Annotated in this window: 17 protein-coding genes; 11 read left to right on the top strand and 6 right to left on the bottom strand. The window is 65.6% G+C overall.

Features of this window, described 5'->3' with window-relative positions; translation table 11 throughout:
• Nucleotides 1-24: 24 nt before the first annotated feature.
• Complete coding sequence (locus AC25Y4_RS09940; RefSeq protein ID WP_488120229.1) at nt 25-1,044, bottom strand: zinc-dependent alcohol dehydrogenase family protein; 1,020 nt, start codon at nt 1,042-1,044, stop codon at nt 25-27.
• Nucleotides 1,045-1,480: 436 nt separating this feature from the next.
• Between AC25Y4_RS09940 and AC25Y4_RS09945 the strand changes: the two genes are divergently transcribed.
• The gene (locus AC25Y4_RS09945) at nt 1,481-3,760 is read left to right on the top strand and encodes a polyribonucleotide nucleotidyltransferase (protein ID WP_488120230.1); all 2,280 of its coding nucleotides are present in this window, start codon (nt 1,481-1,483) and stop codon (nt 3,758-3,760) included.
• A gap of 180 nt (nt 3,761-3,940) precedes the next feature.
• On the opposite strand, the gene AC25Y4_RS09950 is transcribed toward AC25Y4_RS09945, so the two are convergent.
• Genes AC25Y4_RS09950 through AC25Y4_RS09960 form a run of 3 tightly spaced genes read right to left on the bottom strand, consistent with a single transcriptional unit; the run spans nt 3,941 to nt 5,968 of the window.
• A complete protein-coding gene (locus AC25Y4_RS09950) occupies nt 3,941-4,417 on the bottom strand; it encodes an Lrp/AsnC family transcriptional regulator (RefSeq protein ID WP_488120231.1) in 477 nt (158 codons plus the stop codon).
• Between the two features lie 46 nt (nt 4,418-4,463).
• Nucleotides 4,464-5,213 (bottom strand): SDR family NAD(P)-dependent oxidoreductase, encoded by a 750-nt coding sequence (locus AC25Y4_RS09955; protein ID WP_488120232.1) that lies wholly within the window; start codon nt 5,211-5,213, stop codon nt 4,464-4,466.
• Nucleotides 5,210-5,968 carry a TetR/AcrR family transcriptional regulator gene (locus AC25Y4_RS09960; protein ID WP_488120233.1) on the bottom strand — a complete coding sequence of 253 codons (759 nt, stop codon included), beginning with the start codon at nt 5,966-5,968 and terminating at the stop codon, nt 5,210-5,212. The genes AC25Y4_RS09955 and AC25Y4_RS09960 overlap by 4 nt, the downstream gene beginning before the upstream one ends.
• A gap of 315 nt (nt 5,969-6,283) precedes the next feature.
• On the opposite strand from AC25Y4_RS09960, the gene pdhA reads away from it, so the two are divergent.
• From pdhA to AC25Y4_RS09980, 4 genes are all read left to right on the top strand, one after another.
• Complete coding sequence (pdhA, locus tag AC25Y4_RS09965) at nt 6,284-7,501, top strand: pyruvate dehydrogenase (acetyl-transferring) E1 component subunit alpha (RefSeq protein WP_488120234.1); 1,218 nt, start codon at nt 6,284-6,286, stop codon at nt 7,499-7,501.
• Between the two features lie 116 nt (nt 7,502-7,617).
• A complete protein-coding gene (locus tag AC25Y4_RS09970) occupies nt 7,618-8,577 on the top strand; it encodes an alpha-ketoacid dehydrogenase subunit beta (protein WP_488120469.1) in 960 nt (319 codons plus the stop codon).
• A complete protein-coding gene (locus AC25Y4_RS09975; RefSeq protein WP_488120235.1) occupies nt 8,577-9,863 on the top strand; it encodes a dihydrolipoamide acetyltransferase family protein in 1,287 nt (428 codons plus the stop codon). The genes AC25Y4_RS09970 and AC25Y4_RS09975 overlap by 1 nt, the downstream gene beginning before the upstream one ends.
• 48 nt (nt 9,864-9,911) lie before the next feature.
• A complete protein-coding gene (locus tag AC25Y4_RS09980) occupies nt 9,912-10,571 on the top strand; it encodes a VOC family protein (protein ID WP_488120236.1) in 660 nt (219 codons plus the stop codon).
• A gap of 17 nt (nt 10,572-10,588) precedes the next feature.
• Here the strand turns inward: AC25Y4_RS09980 and AC25Y4_RS09985 are convergent, their stop codons facing one another.
• Complete coding sequence (locus AC25Y4_RS09985; protein WP_488120237.1) at nt 10,589-11,257, bottom strand: SACE_7040 family transcriptional regulator; 669 nt, start codon at nt 11,255-11,257, stop codon at nt 10,589-10,591.
• An 87-nt stretch (nt 11,258-11,344) separates the two neighbouring features.
• Here AC25Y4_RS09985 and AC25Y4_RS09990 point away from each other — a divergent pair, with 87 nt between their 5' ends.
• From AC25Y4_RS09990 to AC25Y4_RS10010, 5 genes are read left to right on the top strand one after another with little or no spacing between them, the layout of a single operon-like run.
• A complete protein-coding gene (locus AC25Y4_RS09990; protein WP_488120238.1) occupies nt 11,345-12,952 on the top strand; it encodes a carboxyl transferase domain-containing protein in 1,608 nt (535 codons plus the stop codon).
• A gap of 7 nt (nt 12,953-12,959) precedes the next feature.
• On the top strand, nt 12,960-15,194 hold the full coding sequence (locus AC25Y4_RS09995; protein WP_488120239.1) for an acetyl/propionyl/methylcrotonyl-CoA carboxylase subunit alpha: 2,235 nt from the start codon (nt 12,960-12,962) through the stop codon (nt 15,192-15,194).
• A complete protein-coding gene (locus AC25Y4_RS10000; protein ID WP_488120240.1) occupies nt 15,191-16,486 on the top strand; it encodes an acyl-CoA dehydrogenase family protein in 1,296 nt (431 codons plus the stop codon). Before AC25Y4_RS09995 ends, AC25Y4_RS10000 begins: the two co-directional genes overlap by 4 nt.
• Nucleotides 16,483-16,995 carry a MaoC family dehydratase gene (locus AC25Y4_RS10005; RefSeq protein WP_488120241.1) on the top strand — a complete coding sequence of 171 codons (513 nt, stop codon included), beginning with the start codon at nt 16,483-16,485 and terminating at the stop codon, nt 16,993-16,995. Before AC25Y4_RS10000 ends, AC25Y4_RS10005 begins: the two co-directional genes overlap by 4 nt.
• Complete coding sequence (locus AC25Y4_RS10010; protein ID WP_488120242.1) at nt 16,992-17,804, top strand: HpcH/HpaI aldolase/citrate lyase family protein; 813 nt, start codon at nt 16,992-16,994, stop codon at nt 17,802-17,804. The genes AC25Y4_RS10005 and AC25Y4_RS10010 overlap by 4 nt, the downstream gene beginning before the upstream one ends.
• Here the strand turns inward: AC25Y4_RS10010 and AC25Y4_RS10015 are convergent.
• Nucleotides 17,801-18,361 carry a glutathione peroxidase gene (locus AC25Y4_RS10015; RefSeq protein WP_488120243.1) on the bottom strand — a complete coding sequence of 187 codons (561 nt, stop codon included), beginning with the start codon at nt 18,359-18,361 and terminating at the stop codon, nt 17,801-17,803. The genes AC25Y4_RS10010 and AC25Y4_RS10015 overlap by 4 nt on opposite strands.
• Before the next feature lie 169 nt (nt 18,362-18,530).
• Between AC25Y4_RS10015 and AC25Y4_RS10020 the strand changes: the two genes are divergently transcribed.
• Complete coding sequence (locus AC25Y4_RS10020; protein WP_488120244.1) at nt 18,531-19,574, top strand: aldo/keto reductase; 1,044 nt, start codon at nt 18,531-18,533, stop codon at nt 19,572-19,574.
• The last annotated feature ends 17 nt before the right edge of the window (nt 19,575-19,591 follow it).

Here is a 19,591-nt window from a genome sequence, read left to right on the forward strand (position 1 = left end):
TAAATGCACGGGGGATACTGAGCCTCAGGGTTGGAGAAGGACCTTGATGGCCCGCCGCTGATCCATGGCCCGGTATCCCTCTGCGGCATCCTCCAACGGAAGGGTGAGGTCGAAGACGGCGCCAGGATTGATCTTCCTGTCCCAGATCAGCTGGATCAACTCCGGCAGGAACCGGCGTACGGGGGCGGGGCCGCCGTGCAGGTGCACCGTCGAAAAGAAAAGCTCGATACCGGGCAGCTGCACATCGTGGGACACCCCGACGAAGCCGATGTGGCCGCCTGGGCGGGTAGAGCGGATGGCCTGCATCATCGATTCCTGGGTGCCGACGGCCTCGACAACCGAGTGAGCGCCGAGTCCGCCCGTGAGTTCTCTGACCCGCGCGACCCCGTCGTCGCCACGAGCCTCGACGATGTCGGTCGCGCCGAATTCGCGGGCGAGGGCTTGCCGATCCGCATGGCGGCTCATCGCGATGATTCGTTCTGCACCGAGCTGCTTGGCGGCGAGGACGGCAAGGAGCCCGACAGCCCCGTCCCCGACGACAACGACTGTCTTGCCTGGTCCGGCTTCTGCGGCAACCGCGGCAAACCAGCCAGTGCCCAGTACATCGGATGATGCCAGCAGCGACGGGATGAGGTCGGGCGTTGGCTGACCAGGAGTTGCGACGAGCGTGCCGTCCGCAAGCGGGATGCGGGCGAACTGGGCTTGGGTGCCGATCGCCCCCATGGGCACTGCGTGGATGCAGCGTGACTGGTATCCGGCTCTGCAGATCTCACAGGTATTGTCAGAGGCCCAGAAGGAGCCAACGACGAAGTCGCCTGGCTTCACCGTCTTCACGGCGGAGCCGATGTGCTCAACGACGCCAACATATTCGTGGCCCATCACGGCGTCGGAGACGTCTTCGATCCCGCGGTACGGCCACAGGTCTGAGCCGCAGATGCAGGTGGCCGTGATGCGGATGATCGCGTCGGTGGGTTCGACGATTGCCGGATCGTCTCGGTCTTCGACCCGGACGTCGCCGGGGGCGTGCATGATGACTCCACGCATTCGAATTACTCCTTCATGTGTGTGTGATTGTTGTCGCACATCCAGAAGATCACGGATGGAGACATCTGGGGAGTGCGAGCCGGAGTGAACTCGTCGATGCGCCACGACCCGCGCCACGAGGTGACAGCACGCGGCACGGCGACTGCGCCGCTACCAGACTTGTGTGGGTGTGCTCTGTTAGACTCGGCATGATCAATCGTGATGATTGATCGTTACTAGCGCTCACGGAGTGCTGGTGGAGCAGGCTGGCAGGAAGCTGGTCCTCGGTGGTGGTTTCCCAACAGGGTCGTAGAACTCGGTTGGTGAATTTCTACTGGTGGCCAGCACAACATGGGACGCAACGTCACCGTGGCTGAAGTTTCTGCCTGTTCCCTGCTCCGATGTATCCACTCGCGCGCCATACGGGCAAACGAGTCTAAACAAAGGAGTAGACCTCTTGGAAGGTCCAGAAATCACGTTCGCCGAAACCGTTATCGATAACGGCAAGTACGGAACGCGCACCATCCGCTTCGAAACTGGGCGTCTTGCCCAGCAGGCGCAGGGTTCTGCCGCCGCTTACATTGACGAAGAGACAATGCTGCTCTCCGCCACCAGCGCGAGCAAGCAGCCGAAGGACAACTTCGACTTCTTCCCGCTGACCATCGACGTCGAAGAGCGTATGTACGCTGCTGGCCGCATCCCGGGCAGCTTCTTCCGTCGCGAAGGACGCCCCTCCACCGAGGCGATCCTCACCTGCCGTCTGATCGACCGGCCGCTGCGCCCGTCGTTCGTCGACGGTCTCCGCAACGAGATCCAGGTCGTCGTGACCGTTCTCGCCATTGCCCCAGATGAGCTGTACGACGTGCTCGCGATCAACGCGGCATCCATGTCGACCCAGCTCGCAGGCCTGCCGTTCTCCGGACCGATCGGTGGCGTTCGCGTCGCCCTCATTCCTGACGAGAACGGTGGCGGCCAGTGGGTTGCATTCCCGAAGCACTCGCAGCTCGAAGACGCCGTGTTCAGCATGGTCGTTGCCGGCCGCCTGATCGACGGTGGCGCGGATGTCGCGATCATGATGATCGAGGCAGAAGCAACCGACAACGCGTGGAACCTCATCAAGGCCGGCGCTATCAAGCCGAACGAAGAGGTCATTGCTGAGGGCATCGAGGCATCGAAGCCGTTCATCAAGCAGCTCATCGAAGCCCAGCAGAAGGTTGCGGATGCCGCAGCTAAGCCGACCGCTGACTTCAAGCTCTTCCCGCCCTACGAGGAGGAGACCTACGACGCAGTCGCAGCTCTTGCAGAGGCTGAGCTGAAGGACGTCTACCAGATCGCAGCCAAGGTCGAGCGTCAGGATGCTGACGACGCACTCAAGGCTCGCGTCAAGGACGCCATCGGCGCGAAGGTCGAAGCCGGCGAGCTTCCTGCTTCCGCACTGAACCAGGTTGGTGCCGCATACAAGTCGGTCACCAAGAAGGTCGTGCGTACCCGCGTTCTCAACGAGGGCATCCGCATGGACGGACGCGGCCTGGCCGACATCCGCCCGCTCGATGCAGAAGTTGCTGTCATCCCGCGCGTGCACGGTTCGGCAATCTTCCAGCGCGGCGAGACCCAGATCCTGGGTGTCACCACGCTGAACATGCTCAAGCTTGAGCAGACGATCGACTCGCTGAACCCGGTCACCAAGAAGCGTTACATGCACAACTACAACTTCCCGCCATACTCGACCGGTGAAACCGGCCGTGTGGGAACGCCGAAGCGCCGCGAGATCGGCCACGGAGCGCTCGCTGAGCGTGCCCTGGTTCCCGTGCTGCCGACGCGTGAGGAATTCCCCTACGCCATCCGTCAGGTGTCTGAGGCTCTCAGCTCCAACGGTTCGACGTCGATGGGTTCTGTTTGTGCTTCGACCCTGTCGCTGCTGAACGCCGGTGTGCCGCTGCGCGCACCCGTTGCCGGTATCGCCATGGGCCTGATCTCCGACACCGTTGACGGTGAGACCCGCTACGCGGCCCTCACCGACATCCTCGGTGCAGAAGACGCACTCGGCGACATGGACTTCAAGGTTGCCGGTACCGCCGAATTCGTGACCGCGATCCAGCTCGACACCAAGCTCGACGGCATCCCCGCCTCGGTGCTCCGTGGCGCACTGACGCAGGCCCGCGACGCTCGCACGACGATCCTCGCCGTGCTGAACGCTGCAATCGACGCTCCTGATGAGATGGCACCGACCGCGCCTCGCGTGATCAGTGTCCAGATCCCCGTCGACAAGATCGGCGAGCTGATCGGCCCGAAGGGCAAGACGATCAACGCCATTCAGGACGAGACCGGCGCAGACATCTCGATCGAAGAAGACGGCACCGTGTACATCGGCGCCGTTGACGGACCGTCGGCAGAGGCTGCGCGTGCGCAGGTCAACGCCATCGCGAACCCGACCAACCCCGAGGTTGGCGAGCAGTTCCTCGGAACTGTCGTGAAGCTCGCCGCATTCGGCGCCTTCGTCTCGCTGCTCCCTGGGAAGGACGGCCTGCTGCACATCTCTGAGGTGCGCAAGCTCGCCGGTGGCAAGCGCGTCGAGAACGTCGAAGACGTACTCAACGTTGGCCAGAAGGTCCTCGTTGAGATCACCAAGATTGATGACCGTGGCAAGCTGTCGCTCGCCCCGGTGCTTGAAGAAGGTGCTGACACGGAAGGCCGTGGCGCCACTGGAGAGCACGCTGACGCTCCGGCTGAAGGCTAGTCATATAGATCTCCCGGTACGCCTCTCGCCAGGCTGCCGGTGAGACGGAGGGCCCGTCCTGCTTCGGCAGGCGGGCCCTTTCGCATTCCCTGATGCACCAATCCCGCTGGTTGAGGAGCGCCCGAGGAACGAGGTCGCGTCTCGAAACCCGCCCTGCCTACCACGATGCGCGGCGGGAGATCAGTCGACGGACTCCAGGCCGCGATCCAGCAGCGGCTGCACGCGATAGGGGATGAGCTCGCTCATGGCCAGCGACGTCGCCGTGCGTTCGACACCGTCCACCGCGAGAATGGTGCCGTCGATGCGGAACAGGTCGTCGGCATCCGTGCACACCACTCGAATCTGCAGGTCGGCGTCACCGCTCATGCCGTGCGCCTCAACGATCTCAGGGATGAGCGCCAGCTTCGCAACGATCTCGGCAAGCCGTTTCTGCTGCAGGTGCACGTCGATGAATGCGGTGAGCGGATACCCGATCGCGGCCGGACTGATGCGGCGATCAAATGACAGGAATGCGTGCGACTCTTCGAGCCTCGACATGCGGGCCTGGATCGTGTTGCGCGAGAACCCCAGCCGGTTCGCGAGCGCGACGAAGGTGCTGCGCGGGTCGTCACTGAGTGCGCGCAACAAGCGGATGTCTGTCGAATCGACGGTGATCATGGGCAGACCCTAGCAGCTAGGGCCTGCCCATCATGGGTGATGCCGACTAGTACAGCTTGATCGAACCGCCGTCTGCCATCAGCGTCTGGCCGGTCATGTAGCGGGAGTCTTCGCTGGCGAGGAACACGACGATCGGTGCGATGTCGGTCTCTGGGTCGCCCAGGCGGCCGAGCGGGATTCCGTCGACGACTTCCTGGTAGGCGTCGGGGAATGCGGCACTCCACTGCTCGATGCCGGGGGTCAGCGCGATCGGCGACACGATGTTGACGCGGATGCCGTCGGCAGCCCACTCGTTGGCTGCCACGCGTGAAACGGCGCGGATGGCTTCCTTCGCTGCGGCGTACGTGGCCTGCGTCGGGAGGCCCTTGATGCCGGCGCCGGAGGCGAAGTTCACGATGCTGCCGGTGGTCTTCACGAGCTCAGGGTGCGCGGCGCGCATCAGGTTGAAGGTGGCCATGAGACCGGTGCCCATGGACAGGTCCCACATTTCGGGAGTCGTCTCCAGGATGGGTGCCTGGCGTGAGGCGTGCGCGTTGTTCACGAGCACGTCCAGCTTGCCGAAGCGTGCCACGGTCTCTGCAACGATTTCCGTGGCGCTCTCTGCCAGGGAGATGTCCTTGGCGATGAAGTGCACCTCGCCGAGGTCTGCGAGGTTGGCAACGAGTTCGTCACCCTGGGCCTGGTTGAGGTCGACGACGACGACCTTCGCGCCCTCAGTGAGGAACCGGCGCACGATTCCCTGGCCGATTCCGCCGGCGCCGCCGGTGATGATTGCTACCTTGTTGTCGAGTTTCATTGCTTACCTTTCAATTGTCCGGCGTCGTGAACAGTCGATGTCCGGAGGTTTATGATGCGCAACTCGACGCCGTCGAGGAAGTTCTGAACCGTGAAGTCCAGCGCCCGATGCGTCGAGGTGCGAGTGATGCCGCGCTCGTGGAAGCGGGCGGCGATGGGGTGTGAGCTGCGGGCATCCGCTGACCAGCCGTCGATGACCCGACTCGTGCGGCCGGTCTCGGTGCCCGTTTCTGCGTAGCCCGTCTCTGGGCTGGCCGTCTCTGTGCTGCCGGTCTCTGGGCTGCCGGGATTGGCGGCGAACACGATGCTCGCCGCGCCGATGGCCAGCGCTGAGATGCCGAGCAGGCAGTCGAAGCACTCGTCGAGGGGGAGCCCTGCGGCGTGTAGCTTGCCGAGCAGGGTTTCGAGCTGGTCGAGCGTTGCCATGTTGAGCAAGCGATCGGGTGTCAGCACGATCCGCAGCAGCCAGGGATGGGCCTCGAACGATCCCCAGTTGGCGTCGGCCATGTGCACGAGCAGCTCGCGCCAGGAGGCGTCGCCGGCCGGCAGTAGGGGGAAGTCGCGGACGGCCGCCCCTGCCATCTGGACGAGGAGGGCGTCGCGATCGTCCACGTGCCGGTAGAGCGCCATGGCCGACACATCGAAGGCCGCGGCAACGCGCCGCATGGAGACGGCGTCGAGGCCATCCCTGTCGGCGATCACAATGGCAGCGGCCACGATGGCTTCCGCGGTGAGCGGGGCGGCGGGGGTGGGCATGTTTACAGTGTATACGCGACGAGTGTGAAGAAACCGTACGCCGGGGCGAGCCTCGACCGCCCCGGTTGGAACTCGGTTGATACGGGCGAAGCCGCGACCTGGCGTGGGCGGCGATCGGGCTGATTTGCGGCATCCGTTTGAGTGATTGCACACCCACGTCCGTACAAATGACGCATTGTGCACAAGCGAGAACGAAGTGATTGTGCTGGGTGTTGTCCGAGCGTAGTCTCGCAGTATCTCGGCAATGGCGCCGCAGAGGGCCGGACGCCACAAGCACCCCGGTCCTGATCGTGACAGAAAAGGTTGCGTGCAGACGTGTTCACAGAAGCTCCCGATGCCAGGGTTCGGCCCGATATCGACGACGTCCTCCAGCTCATCACCCCCTCGGGTGACCGTCTGGCCCATCCGGTGCTCGACCCGTGGATAGCGGATGTCACGCCGGACCACCTCAGGGCGCTCTACCAGGACATGGTGGTGGTGCGGCGGATCGACAGTGAAGCCACGGCGCTTGCCCGGCAGGGGGAGCTGGGACTCTGGCCGCCGCTGCTGGGCCAGGAAGCGGCGCAGGTCGCCTCTGCGCGGGCGTTGCGAGCGGATGACTTCGTCTTCACCAGTTACCGCGAGAACGCGGTTGCCTACTGTCGCGGCGTCGGGCTGACCGATCTCGTGCGGTCGTGGCGCGGAACGGCGCCGTCCGGCTGGAACCCGTACGACGTTGGCATGGCGACCCCGTCGATTATCATCGGAGCGCACACGCTGCACGCGGTCGGCTACGCCATGGGCTGCGACCTCGATGCCGTCGATTCGGTGGCCGTCGCCTATTTCGGCGATGGCGCGACCAGCGAGGGTGACGTGAGCGAGGCCATGGTCTTCGCGGCAAGCTTCCACCTCCCCGTGGTCTTCTTCTGCCAGAACAACCAATGGGCCATCTCAGAGCCCGTCGGATTGCAGGCGGTGCGGCATATCGCCGACCGCGCACCCGGCTTCGGCATCCCCAGCCTCCGGGTTGACGGCAACGACGTGCTCGCGGTGATGGCCGCCACCCGCATCGCGCTCGAGCGTGCACGGTCGGGCGGGGGAGCCACCTTCATCGAGGCCGTGACCTACCGAATCGGCCCGCACACGACTGCCGACGATCCCACCCGCTACCGGGATGCCGCCGAACTTGAGGCGTGGAAGGCGAAGGATCCGCTTCTCCGGCTCCGCCGGCTCTTGGAACGTGAGGGTGAATTCTCGTCGGCCTTCGATGAAGAAACGGCCAAGAAAGCGGATGCCGTCGCAGCGGAAATGCGCGCCGGGTGCGTCAACGACCCGGCACCGGAACCCCTGCGGCTCTTCGACCACGTGTTCGCTTCCGCTCACCGCGGGATCGACGCGCAGCGGGCAACGTATGCCGAGTACCTCGACAGCTTTGACGTCGACAGCTTTGACGTCGACAGCTCTGATGTTGACAGCTCTGATGTTGACAGCTCTGACAGCGCTGATGTCGACAGCTCCGACATCGACGGCGCTGACGGGGAGGCGCAGTCATGAGCATCACGACCGAATCAACGCCAACGGCATCGCCGGTGGGGGCGCCGGTTGCCGCAGTTGCAGGGCCGACTGCGCCAGCGTCCGCACCGCCGACTGCGCCACCAACGACACTGACCATGGCGAACGCCATCAACGCGGCGCTCCGCCGCACCATGCACGACGACGACAAGGTCGTGCTCCTCGGTGAGGACATCGGTGCCCTCGGCGGCGTCTTCCGGGTGACGAACGGACTCCAGCGCGAGTTCGGCCCCCGGCGGGTGATCGACACCCCGCTGGCCGAGTCGGCGATCATCGGCACCGCGGTCGGTCTGGCGTATCGCGGCTACCGGCCGGTGTGCGAGATCCAGTTCGACGGTTTCATCTACCCAGGCTTCGACCAGATCGTCAGCCAGGTGGCCAAGCTGCACTATCGCACGCAGGGCGCGGTGCGGATGCCGCTCACCATCCGGGTGCCGTTCGGTGGCGGGATCGGCGCGGCCGAGCATCACTCCGAGTCTCCAGAGGCTTACTTCGCCCACACCGCAGGGCTGCGCGTCATCGCCGTCTCCAACCCGCAAGACGCCTACAGTCTGCTGCGACAGGCGATCCAGAGTGACGATCCCGTGCTGTTCTTCGAACCCAAGCGCCGCTATCACGTCAAGGGCCACGTCGACGAGACGCTCGGAACGTCGATGGGCGACGCCGTCGTGACGACGCAGGGAACGGATGTCACCCTCGTCACGTACGGCGGACTGCTCGCGGTCGCGCAGGATGCGGCCAGTGCCGCCGCCGACGAAGGCATCTCGATCGAGGTCATCGACCTGCGGTCGCTGGCGCCCATCGATTTTGACTGCATCACGGCATCCGTTCGTAAGACAGGACGCCTGGTGGTGAGCCACGAAGCTGCCCTCTCCGGTGGCATCGGCGGGGAGATCGTGACCGGGGTGATCGAGCGCTGCTTCTCGAGCCTCACCTCAGCGCCGGTTCGGGTGACCGGATTCGATATTCCGTATCCGCCGGCCAGGATGGAACGGCATCACCTGCCCGACCTTGACCGGATGCTCGACGGGGTCGACCGAGTGATGGGACGCCGCTAATGATCAAGGTGTTCACGCTGCCAGACCTCGGCGAAGGGCTCACCGAGTCGGAGATTGTGACCTGGCTCGTGGCGTCTGGCGACACGGTCACGCTCAACCAGCCGCTGGCCGATGTGGAGACGGCCAAAGCGACCGTCGAACTGCCGTCGCCGTTCGCCGGCATCGTGCGGCAGCTGCATCACGAGCCGGGCGATGTGGTGCAGGTGGGGGAGCCGATCGTGAGCTTTGAGATCGTTGAGGCCGGGGTCGTCGAAGACGCTGCGGTTGGATCTGCGAGGACCGATGCTGCGAGGGCCGAATCCGTGATGACCGAAGCCGTGACGACCGAAGCCGTGACGGATCCCGTGACTGATCCCGTGCCTGAACCGCTCCCCGTCCCAGAACCGGAGACCGAACCACGGCCGCGACCAGAGCGAGAGTCAGGGGCAGACGACCTCGACTCTTCTCCAGAACGCGAACCCGTCCTGGTCGGCTACGGAGCAGAGGCGGAACGCGGCGGGCGTCCAGCGCGGCGACCGCGCAAGCCGATCGCGACCGTGCCACCGGCATCCGTTGCAGAGACCGAGCCGACGGCCGGAGGAGCCGAGACCGCAACCGAGACGCGCACACCGGTGACCGGGGTGCGCCGTCGCACAGCGGCAGCCATGGTGCAGAGCGCGTTCACGGCACCTCAGGCCAGCGAGTCGCTCACTGTCGATGTCACGCCGACGCTCGAGTTGCTGGAGTCGCTCGGCCCGGTGAACAATGGACGCAGCATCGGCATCCTGGCCGCGGCGTCGAAAGCGCTGTGCCTCGCCGTGCGGCGCAGCCCGGCGCTCAACGCCAGCTGGGATGACGCTGCCGGAGAGATCGTCGAGTTTCATGCCGTGAATCTCGGCATCGCCGTGGCCACGCCGCGGGGTCTGCTGGTGCCGCATATCAAGCGGGCCGATGCCATGAGCCTCACGGAGCTGGCCGGTGCGATCACCGCGCTGGCCGAAGAGGCGAGGGCGAGTACCACCCAGCCGTCGTCTCTGATCGGGGGAACCATCACCATCACCAACATCGGAGTCTTCGGGGTCGATGCTGGCACGCCCATCCTCAATCCGGGTGAGGCCGCGATCCTGGCGATGGGAGCGGTGCGCCGCGTGCCGTGGGAGCACCATGGTGGGATTGCGCTGCGCTCCGTGATGACGCTCACGCTGACATTCGACCACCGGCTGGTCGATGGTGAGCAGGCATCCCACTTCCTGGTCGACATCGGCCGGATGCTGTCGAATCCTGGGGTGACGCTGGCTCTCGTGTAGCGCGTGCCCTCGCTTGACCGGCCGCGGGCGGTGGGGGAGAGTGAGACCATGACTCCTCCGACCGTGTTGACCGCGATGCAGACCGCATCCGCGCTGGCCGAGACTGGCTTCGTGCATTTCAACGGCAGCCTGGAGGCGGAGTTCGCCACCGGCACGTTCGCGCGCGGACTCGAACTGGTCAATCGCATCGGCCTGGCGGCAGAGGATGCCAATCACCACCCGGACGTGCGCCTCGGCTATGGCAGCGTCGGGGTAACGCTGAGCTCACACGATGCCGGCGGAGTCACCGACCGCGACCTCCAGCTGGCCGGCACCATCGCCGCCATCGCCGGGGAGCTGGACATCTCGACAACGGGCGTCGTGCCCGGCCGGTACGACGTGGCGATCGACTGCACCGACGTGGACGCCATCAAGGGATTCTGGCTGGTGGCCTTCGGCTACGTCGAGACGACGGGCGAGAACGGCATTGAGCTCGTTGATCCGGCTGGTGTTGGCCCGCGGATCTGGTTCCAGCACATGGAGATCGCGCGCACCGACCGCAACCGCATTCACCTCGACGCCTACGTGACCGAAGCGGATGCCGAGGAGCGCGTCGCCGCCATCATTGAAGCCGGCGGCACCCTGGTCACCGACGAGTTCGCGCCAGACTGGTGGGTCATGGCCGATGTCGAGGGCAACGAGATGTGCGTCTGCACGTCCACCAGCTAGCGAGGGATCGGGTCAGATCAAGCCGGATTAACGGTGAGGGCGCCGAGCGCCATTGCTTCCAGCAGGGCACGGATTGTGTCTCTGGAGGAACCCTTCCCCCTCCGAGTCGCAGCGCCAGTCGTCACGCTCGTGCTGTACGGAGTGGAGTTCATGAGACCGAACACGGCGTGCGCCCTGATCCGCAGCAACTCGGTCTCCGTGTGCGGATTCAACTCGCTGAGTATGCCCACCCACAGCTCCACATAGCGGCGTTGCAGCGCACGCACCTGGTGGCTGTCCGCTTTGCCCAGGCTGTCGAGATCCCGATCCTGCACGCGGATCACATCGGGCTGCGACAGTGCGAAATCAACGTGAAAGGTGACGAGCGCACGTAGCGCGGTGGCGGCATCCGGTGCGGTGTCGACGACAGCTTGGCCCCCTGCAACGAGATCCTCGCTCACCCCGATGAGCAGCGCCGCGAGCACGGCCTGCTTGCTGCTGAAATGGCGGTAGATCGCCGGCCCACTCACCCCGGTGGCCGCGCCCAGGTCTTCGATCGACACCCCGTTGAACCCGGCAGAGGCAAACAGGCGAGCGGATGCCGCCAAAATCGACGCCCGCCGTTCGGCCTTGGCCACGCTGCGCGGCGTCAGCGGGCGCGGCTCGGTGTCGGTGTTGGCGTCGCTGTCATGCTTCACCTCGCGCATCTTTCCCTCCACCCCTAGACAATCCAGTTAGTGAATACTAACTTGAAACCGGGAGTCGGAACACCGGCTCGGAGCGGGAATGCGTCGATGGAGACACTGCAGAGCCGGATCGATGCGAGTGATGCATCGTTCCGGAAGAACGCGAGCGAACAGCACGCCCTGGTGGCGGAGCTGCGCCAGAGGCTGGAGCAGACAGCCCTCGGCGGCACGGCGAGCTCCCGCGACCGGCACATCGCCCGCGGCAAGCTGCTGCCCCGAGAGCGCATCGACCGGCTGCTCGACCCCGGCAGCCCGTTCCTTGAGATCGCGCCGCTGGCCGCCAACGGAATGTACGACGACGAGTCGCCCGCCGCCGGCCTGATCGCCGGCATCGGCCTGGTGCACGGCCGCCATGTGCTGGTGATTTCCAATGACGCAACGGTGAAGGGCGGCACCTACTACCCGCTCACGGTGAAGAAGCACCTGCGCGCGCAGGAGATCGCCCTCGACAATCATCTGCCGTGCATATACCTCGTCGATTCAGGGGGAGCCTTCCTGCCGATGCAGGACGACGTCTTCCCCGACCGCGACCACTTCGGTCGCATCTTCTTCAACCAGGCCACCATGTCTGCGCGCAAGATTCCGCAGATCGCCGCCGTCCTCGGCTCGTGCACGGCGGGCGGCGCGTACGTTCCGGCGATGAGCGACGAGACAGTGATCGTGCGCGGCCAGGGCACGATCTTCCTCGGCGGCCCGCCCCTCGTGAAGGCGGCGATCGGGGAGGTCGTCACCGCAGAAGAGCTGGGTGGTGGCGAACTGCACGCCCGCGTCTCCGGCGTGAGTGACCACCTGGCCGACGACGACGATCACGCCCTGCAGATCGTGCGTGACATCGTGGCGACGCTGCCCGCACCGAACCTGCCTGCCTGGGACGTGCAGCAGCCCGTGGATCCCGCGGTGTCCGAAGCCGAACTATATGGGGTGGTCCCCACCGACGTGCAGGCGGCATACGACGTGCACGAGGTGATCGCCCGGCTGGTCGACGGCAGCCAGTTCCACGAGTTCAAACGCGAGTACGGCACAACGCTGATCACCGGGTTCGCGCGCATCCACGGGCATCCGGTGGGCATCATCGCCAACAACGGCGTGCTGTTCAGCGAGTCGGCAGAAAAGGGCGCCCACTTCATCGAACTCTGCGACCAGCGGGGAACGCCGCTCGTCTTCCTGCAGAACATCGCCGGGTTCATGGTGGGCAGGGACGCGGAGGCCGGCGGCATCGCCAAGCACGGCGCCGCGATGGTGACCGCGGTCGCCACGGCCAGGGTGCCGAAGCTCACCGTGGTGATCGGGGGCTCGTTCGGCGCCGGCAACTACTCCATGTGCGGGCGGGCGTACTCGCCGCGCTTCCTCTGGATGTGGCCGGCCAGCCGCATCTCCGTGATGGGCGGCCCACAGGCATCCGCTGTGCTGGCCACTGTCAAACGCGACCAGATCGAGGCCAGGGGAGAAAGCTGGAGCGCGGCAGACGAGTCGGCGTTCACCGCTCCGATCACCGCGCAGTATGAACGCCAGGGCAACCCGTACTACTCGACAGCTCGCCTGTGGGACGACGGCATCATCGACCCGGCCGATACCCGCACGGTGCTCGGCCTTGCCCTCGACGTCTGCTCACGCGTTCCGTTGCCCGCCACGGCCTTCGGCCTGTTCAGGATGTGAGAAGCGGATGCCCATCGAACAGCAGACACTCCGCCGCCCGTTCAACATTGTGCTGGTGGCCAACCGCGGGGAGATCGCGTGCCGGATCATCCGGACACTGCGCGAGCTCGGCATCCGCTCTGTGGCCGTCTTCAGCGATGCAGACAGGGGAGCGCTGCACGTGCAGCTAGCAGACGTTGCGCTCCGCGTTGACGACTACCTGGACGGGGCGGCGGTCCTGGCTGCTGCGCGAGAATCCGGCGCAGAGGCGATCCATCCCGGCTATGGCTTTCTGAGTGAGAACGCCGACTTCGCAGCCCAGGTCGGCGACGCCGGACTCGTCTTCATCGGTCCAAGCGTCACGGCGCTCACCGTGATGGGCGACAAGATCAGGGCGAAAACTCACGTTGCGCGCTCGAACGTGCCGGTGATCCCGGGGGTCGCAGAGCCAGGGTTGAGCAATGCCGCCTTGATCGACGCGGCGGCGACAGTCGGGTTTCCGCTGCTCGTCAAGCCCTCAGCCGGTGGCGGCGGCAAGGGCATGTATGTCGTCACCGCCCCGGAGGATCTGCCGGCGGCGCTCGCGTCAGCCAGGCGTGTCGCCGCTCGGGCGTTCGGCGACGACACCCTCTTTCTTGAGCGATTGATCGAGCGGCCGCGGCACATCGAAGTGCAGGTGCTGGCCGACAACCACGGCCAGGTCATTCACCTCGGTGAACGCGAGTGCTCGCTGCAACGCCGACACCAGAAAGTGGTGGAAGAGTCGCCGTCGCCGCTTCTGGGCGGCCTGCCAGGCGGCGATGACCTGCGCGCCCGGATGGGAGAGGCAGCCTGCGCCGCCGCACGCAGCGTCGAGTACAGCGGGGCAGGCACCGTCGAATTCCTGGTGTCAGACGCCGCGCCCGACGAGTTCTTCTTCATGGAGATGAACACGCGGCTGCAGGTTGAGCATCCGGTCACCGAGTTGGTGACCGGCGTCGACCTCGTTGCCTGGCAGCTTGCCATCGCGGCGGGGGAGCACCTGACGCTGCGGCAGGACGACATCCGCTTCACCGGCCATGCCATCGAGGCGCGGGTGTACGCCGAGGATCCTGCCCACGGTTTCCTACCGTCGACTGGCACGGTGATCGCGCTGCGGGAGCCGACGGGGCCGAGAATCAGGGTCGACAGCGCGCTGCTGCCGGGGCTGGAGATCGTCGCGCGCTATGACCCGATGCTGGCGAAGGTAATCGCCTGGGGCGAGAGCAGGGCCGAAGCGCTGTCTCGTCTCGACGCGGCACTCGCCGAAACACTGATCCTGGGCGTGCGAACCAACGTGGCCTACCTGCGTGCGCTGCTCGCCGACCCCGATGTTGTCGCGGGTCGCCTCGACACCGGACTCATTGAACGGATGCTGGCTACACCGGCCGTCCAGCAGAGCCTTGGTACTGCAGCGAGTGCGAGTGCGGGTGCGGATTCCTCTGGGGGCGTGGCTGCGGGTGCAGAGCAGCTGGCCGGACTGGGCACAGGACACGAGCGGATGCTGGCAGCCGTCGCCCTGTTCCTGCACCGCTCCGCCTGGGAGACAGCGGAATCTGTCTGGCACCGACCAAGCGGCTGGCGTCTCGGCCAGCCCCGCGCGGTGCGCTACCTGCTGGAGATCAACGATGCCCAGGTTGCCGTATCGGTGACCGGGGAGCCAGACGACGCGCGTGTCAGAATCGGCGCCGGAACCCCGGTGGCTGCGGGGATTCGGAGCCTGAACGGCGAACCCAGCCGTTACACCGTCGAGGTCGCGGGGGTGGTGCGCATTGCAGAGCTCGTTGAAGCAGGCAGTGGGCCGCGCACCGTCTGGATTGCGGACGGGCAGGCCACGGCATCCGTTCGGGTGGTGTCGGATGCAGAACGTCTCGCGGCCCTGAGATCCGGCGATGCACCGGTGCCCGGCGTGGCCGACCCGCAGCTGCGCTCACCCATGCCGGGCACCGTGACGAACGTGAGCGTGACCGACGGCGACAGCGTCGACAGCGGAGCCGCCATCGTCACGATCGAGGCCATGAAGATGGAGCACACGCTCGTGGCAGCGCTGGCCGGGATCGTCCGGATCGCACACACCGTCGGCGACGTGGTCGCCCGCGGCCAGGTGCTCGCCACCATCGAAAGCTCCCCACCTACCGCGTCATCCCACAGTCCAAACCCTGGCAACCCCGGCAACCCCGGCAACCCCGGCAACCCCGGCAACCCTCAGAATCCTGGCAACCTCACGAGTGGAGATCAATCATGAGTCACGAGCTCAGTACAAACCGCACCAACAGCAGCGCCTCCGAGTTGAGCGCTGCACACCAGAAGCTCAGCGACCAGGTGCGGGACTTCGCCGACACGGTCGTTGCTCCCGCCGCATATGAGTACGACACGAAGCGGAGCCTGCCCTACGACATCATCGATGCCATGGGGGAGATGGGGCTCTTCGGGCTGCCATTCCCTCGCGAATACGGCGGCAGCGACCAGGGGTACTTCCCACTGTGTCTCGCCGTCGAACAGCTCGCTCGGGCAGACCAGAGCATCGCCGTCACGCTGGAGGCGGGCGTCGGCCTCGGCGCGATGCCCATCTTCCGGAGCGGCAACCAGGCGCAGAAGGAGGAATGGCTGCCTCGGCTCGCTGCGGGGAAGGCGCTCGCCGGCTTCGGCCTCACCGAAGCCGAAGCCGGGTCAGACGCGGCAGGCACCCAGACCACCGGCCGCCTGGTCTCCGGTGCTGCAGGGAACGAGTGGGTCATCGACGGCAGCAAGCAGTTCATCACGAACTCCGGCACCGACATCACCGCCCTCGTGACCATCACGGCGGTGACGGGGGAGTCACACCGGGCAGACGGGTCGGTGAAGAAGGAGCTGAGCGCCATCCTGGTGCCGAACGGCACCCCTGGGTTCACGGTTGAGCCGTCGTACGACAAGGTGGGCTGGCACACGTCTGACACGCATCCGCTGACGCTGCGCGATGTGCACGTGCCGGAGGGCAACCTGCTGGGGGAGCGCGGGCGAGGCTTCGCGAACTTCATCCAGACGCTCGACGAGGGGCGGGTGGCCTTCGCCGCGCTCTGCACCGGCGCCGCCCAGGGCTGCCTCGAGGAGGCCATGCGCTACGCCAAGACCCGCAATGTCTTCGGCAGGTCCATCGGGTCGAACCAGCACATCGCGTTCACCATCGCGCGCATGCAGGCCAGGGTGCACGCAGCCAGGCTCTCGTACTACGACGCGGCGCACAAGCTTGAGAATGGCAAGCCGTTCAAGCTCGAGGCCAGCATGGCGAAGCTGATCGCCAGCGAAGCCGCCATGGACAACGCTCGTGACGCCACCCAGATCTTCGGGGGATACGGCTTCCTGAACGAGACTCCCGTTGCCCGGCACTATCGCGATTCGAAGGTGCTCGAGATCGGAGAGGGCACAACGGAGGTGCAACTCATGGTCATTGCCCGCGAACTCGGCTTTAATTCTTTTGAGGGCGGTGCGAACAGCACCAACGCCACCAACGGCACGAACGGCGGTGCGAACGGCGCACTGAACGGGAGGGCGGCATGACGCAGCGAGACCACCAGGCACACGCGACGGATGACCGCGTCGTCGTCCTGCAGCGCGGTCTCTACTACGAAGACTTCGATGAGCACACGCGCTACGTGCACCGGCCAGGTCGCACGGTGACCGAGGCCGACAATGTGCTCTTCACCACCCTGACGATGAACACCCAGTCGCTGCACCTCGACGCGGCGTGGGCAGCCACCCAGCCGTTCGGCCAGCGGCTGGTGAATTCCATGTTCACCCTCTCGACCCTGGTCGGCAGCTCTGTCGCCCAGCTGACAGAGGGCACCATCGTGGCCAACCTCGGGTTCGCCGGAGTGAGGTTTCCGCATCCGCTGTTCCACGGCGACACTCTCTACTCAGAGAGCATCGTCACAGCCAAACGACTCTCGGCCTCGCGTCCTGGCCAGGGCATCGTCACACTCATCCATACCGGCACCAACCAGGACGGCACCGTTGTGGCGGTCGCAGAACGGTCGGTGCTGGTCTGGTGCAAGGACGCCGCACCATGACATTCACCATGGGACCTGCCCTGCTGTTCTGCCCTGGCGACCGGCCGGATCGCTACGACACGGCGATCACTCGAGCGGATGCCGTGATCATCGACCTTGAGGACGCCGTCGCACCCGCGGCCAAGGCGGCAGCCCGCGAGGCGCTCGCCGCCAGCCGGCTGGATCCGGCGCGCACCATCGTGCGGGTCAACCCGGTCGACAGCGATGACTTCGAGCATGACTTGCTGGCGCTCGCCGAGACCCACTACCGCACGGTGATGCTGCCGAAGGCGACCTCAGGCGCACAGGCCGTTGCGCTGACCGGCTACGAGGTGGTCGCGTTGTGCGAAACGGCGCAGGGCGTGCTGGCCGCGCCGCAGATCGCCGCCGAACCCAATGTCGTCGCCATGATGTGGGGAGCAGAAGACCTGATTGCGGCACTGGGCGGGTCGACGAGCCGATTCCCCGATGGCACGTATCGCGACGTTGCCAGGTTCGCCCGCGCCAGCGTGCTGATTGCCGCCGGCGCGCACGGGATCGTCGCCATCGACACCGTGCACCTGGCCATCGATGACCTCGATGGGCAGAGGGAAGAAGCAACGGATGCCGTCGCCAGCGGTTTCGGCGCCACGGCCTGCATCCACCCCAGCCAAGTACCGGTGATCCGCGATGCCTACCGCCCATCGGAGGACGACGTGGCGCGGGCCCGCGAGATCGTGGCGGCCTCGAAGGGCTCCCGCGGCGTGTTCGTCGTCGACGGGCGCATGATCGACAGGCCGTTGCTCAGGCAGGCAGAGGCAACGCTGCGTCGGGCAGGGGCTGCGAGCTAAACCTCTTCTGACGTCGTCTCGGCCGCGGTGTCGGCATCCGCTCGACCCGCAGCTGTGGCCTTGGCGGATGCCAGGGCGCGCTCCACCGCGTTCACCAGGTCTGGTGAATCGGGGGTGACGGTCGGCGCAAAGCGATCGATGATCTGGCCGTCGGCGCTGATGAGGAACTTCTCGAAGTTCCACTTGATCAGCCCGGGCAGGATGCCGTGCTTGAACTTGGTCAGCTGCGCATAGAGCGGATGCTGGTTCTTGCCGCGCACATCGATCTTGGCCGTCAGCGGGAAGTTGACGCCGAAGTTCAGTTCACAGAATGACGCGATCTCGTCTTCAGAACCTGATTCCTGATTGCCGAACTGGTTGCACGGCATGCCAAGCACGACGAAATCGTCGCCGGCGAAGCGCTCGTACAGCTTTTCGAGACCCTCGTACTGCGGAGTGAATCCACAGTGAGACGCCACATTCACGACCAGGACAGTTTTGCCCGCGAACTGGCCGAACGTGCTCTGGCTCCCATCGATCATCGTGAGGGGAACGTCATACAGGTTTGAGGTGGTCATGCGGTAAATCTACGCCAGCACAACACTTTTAGGCTGCGAGACGGCTCACTATCTGGCACCCGGTGCCGATAGTCGTACAGCTTCGAGAACTTTCAGACAACTGCCGTAATGGGCGCAACATAGTGCCGCAGCGCTGACATAGTCTCGGACGAGGGGGAAGGGAAACGGGATGTTTCACGATCGGGCACTGACGAAGAAAAACACCGCTGGCGTAGAGTCTGGCGAGCTTGACCTGTCGCAGGTTGAGGCGGCCAGTGACGAGCAAAAACGCCGACAGGCGCCGGAGCCAACGGCATTGCGCACGCTGCCCGATACGAGCCTCCACGTCTATCCGCTTGCCCTCGGTGGCAGTGTGTTCGGGTGGACAGCGAGTGGCGATACGAGCCACGAGATCCTCGACCGTCACCACGGGTTGGGCGGGAACTTCGTCGATACGGCCGACAGCTACGCTGCCGGTCTCAGCGAGGTCATCCTCGGCAACTGGATGCGCAGTCGCGGCACGCGCAATACGACGATCGTCGCGACCAAGATCGGGCGCAACCACGACCACCCAGGACTCACAGCTCGCAGTATCGTCGGTGCGGTGAACGCGTCGCTCGAGCGGCTGCAAACCGACTATATCGACCTGTTGTACTTCCACCTCGACGACGGCGATGTGCCCATGGAGGAGAGCCTGGGCGCCGTCGATCTGCTGCTGAGAAGCGGCAAGGTGCGGCACATCGGGGCATCTGACTTCTCCGCGGAGCGACTCATGGAGGCGCGCGTGCTGGCCGCGAACGGCCTGCCGCGCTTCGTTGCCCTGCAGAGCCACTACAACCTCGTGCACAGGGAAGCGTTCGAAGGGTCGCTCTCCATGGTGACGCGGGCACAGGGACTCGGCGTCATGCCGTACTTTGCGTTGGCGCACGGCTTTCTCACGGGCAAGTACCGAACGAAGGCCGACCTGGTCGACTCGGCCAGGGGTGTGCGGGCAGCGCACTATTTGCACCGACAGCCGCTGCGTGTGCTCACGACCATGGAGCGCATCGCTGCGGAGCACAATGTGCCCCCGGCGTCGATCGCCCTGGCCTGGCTGCTCTCACGCGACGGCATCGTGGCACCGGTTGCCAGCGCCAGCTCCCCAGCACAGGTGGAGGCGCTGATGACGGCGGCACATATCGTGCTGACGCGCAGCGACCGGATGGAACTGGATCGCATCTCAGCGTCGTGCTGACCGCTGACGGTTGGCGG

The sequence above is a fragment of the Leifsonia sp. Y878 genome, from assembly GCF_057669685.1.

What these genes read in the sequence shown, in the direction of transcription:
- AC25Y4_RS10015 (WP_488120243.1), bottom strand. Translation starts at nt 18,361, where the DNA reads ATGACCACCTCAAACCTGTATGACGTTCCCCTCACGATGATCGATGGG.
- AC25Y4_RS09970 (WP_488120469.1), top strand. Translation starts at nt 7,618, where the DNA reads ATGGCGAACGCCATCAACGCGGCGCTCCGCCGCACCATGCACGACGAC.
- AC25Y4_RS09950 (WP_488120231.1), bottom strand. Translation starts at nt 4,417, where the DNA reads ATGATCACCGTCGATTCGACAGACATCCGCTTGTTGCGCGCACTCAGT.
- AC25Y4_RS09960 (WP_488120233.1), bottom strand. Translation starts at nt 5,968, where the DNA reads ATGCCCACCCCCGCCGCCCCGCTCACCGCGGAAGCCATCGTGGCCGCT.
- AC25Y4_RS10005 (WP_488120241.1), top strand. Translation starts at nt 16,483, where the DNA reads ATGACGCAGCGAGACCACCAGGCACACGCGACGGATGACCGCGTCGTC.
- AC25Y4_RS10000 (WP_488120240.1), top strand. Translation starts at nt 15,191, where the DNA reads ATGAGTCACGAGCTCAGTACAAACCGCACCAACAGCAGCGCCTCCGAG.
- AC25Y4_RS09940 (WP_488120229.1), bottom strand. Translation starts at nt 1,044, where the DNA reads ATGCGTGGAGTCATCATGCACGCCCCCGGCGACGTCCGGGTCGAAGAC.
- AC25Y4_RS10010 (WP_488120242.1), top strand. Translation starts at nt 16,992, where the DNA reads ATGACATTCACCATGGGACCTGCCCTGCTGTTCTGCCCTGGCGACCGG.
- AC25Y4_RS10020 (WP_488120244.1), top strand. Translation starts at nt 18,531, where the DNA reads ATGTTTCACGATCGGGCACTGACGAAGAAAAACACCGCTGGCGTAGAG.
- AC25Y4_RS09980 (WP_488120236.1), top strand. Translation starts at nt 9,912, where the DNA reads ATGACTCCTCCGACCGTGTTGACCGCGATGCAGACCGCATCCGCGCTG.
- AC25Y4_RS09990 (WP_488120238.1), top strand. Translation starts at nt 11,345, where the DNA reads ATGGAGACACTGCAGAGCCGGATCGATGCGAGTGATGCATCGTTCCGG.
- AC25Y4_RS09985 (WP_488120237.1), bottom strand. Translation starts at nt 11,257, where the DNA reads ATGCGCGAGGTGAAGCATGACAGCGACGCCAACACCGACACCGAGCCG.
- AC25Y4_RS09995 (WP_488120239.1), top strand. Translation starts at nt 12,960, where the DNA reads ATGCCCATCGAACAGCAGACACTCCGCCGCCCGTTCAACATTGTGCTG.
- AC25Y4_RS09975 (WP_488120235.1), top strand. Translation starts at nt 8,577, where the DNA reads ATGATCAAGGTGTTCACGCTGCCAGACCTCGGCGAAGGGCTCACCGAG.
- AC25Y4_RS09955 (WP_488120232.1), bottom strand. Translation starts at nt 5,213, where the DNA reads ATGAAACTCGACAACAAGGTAGCAATCATCACCGGCGGCGCCGGCGGA.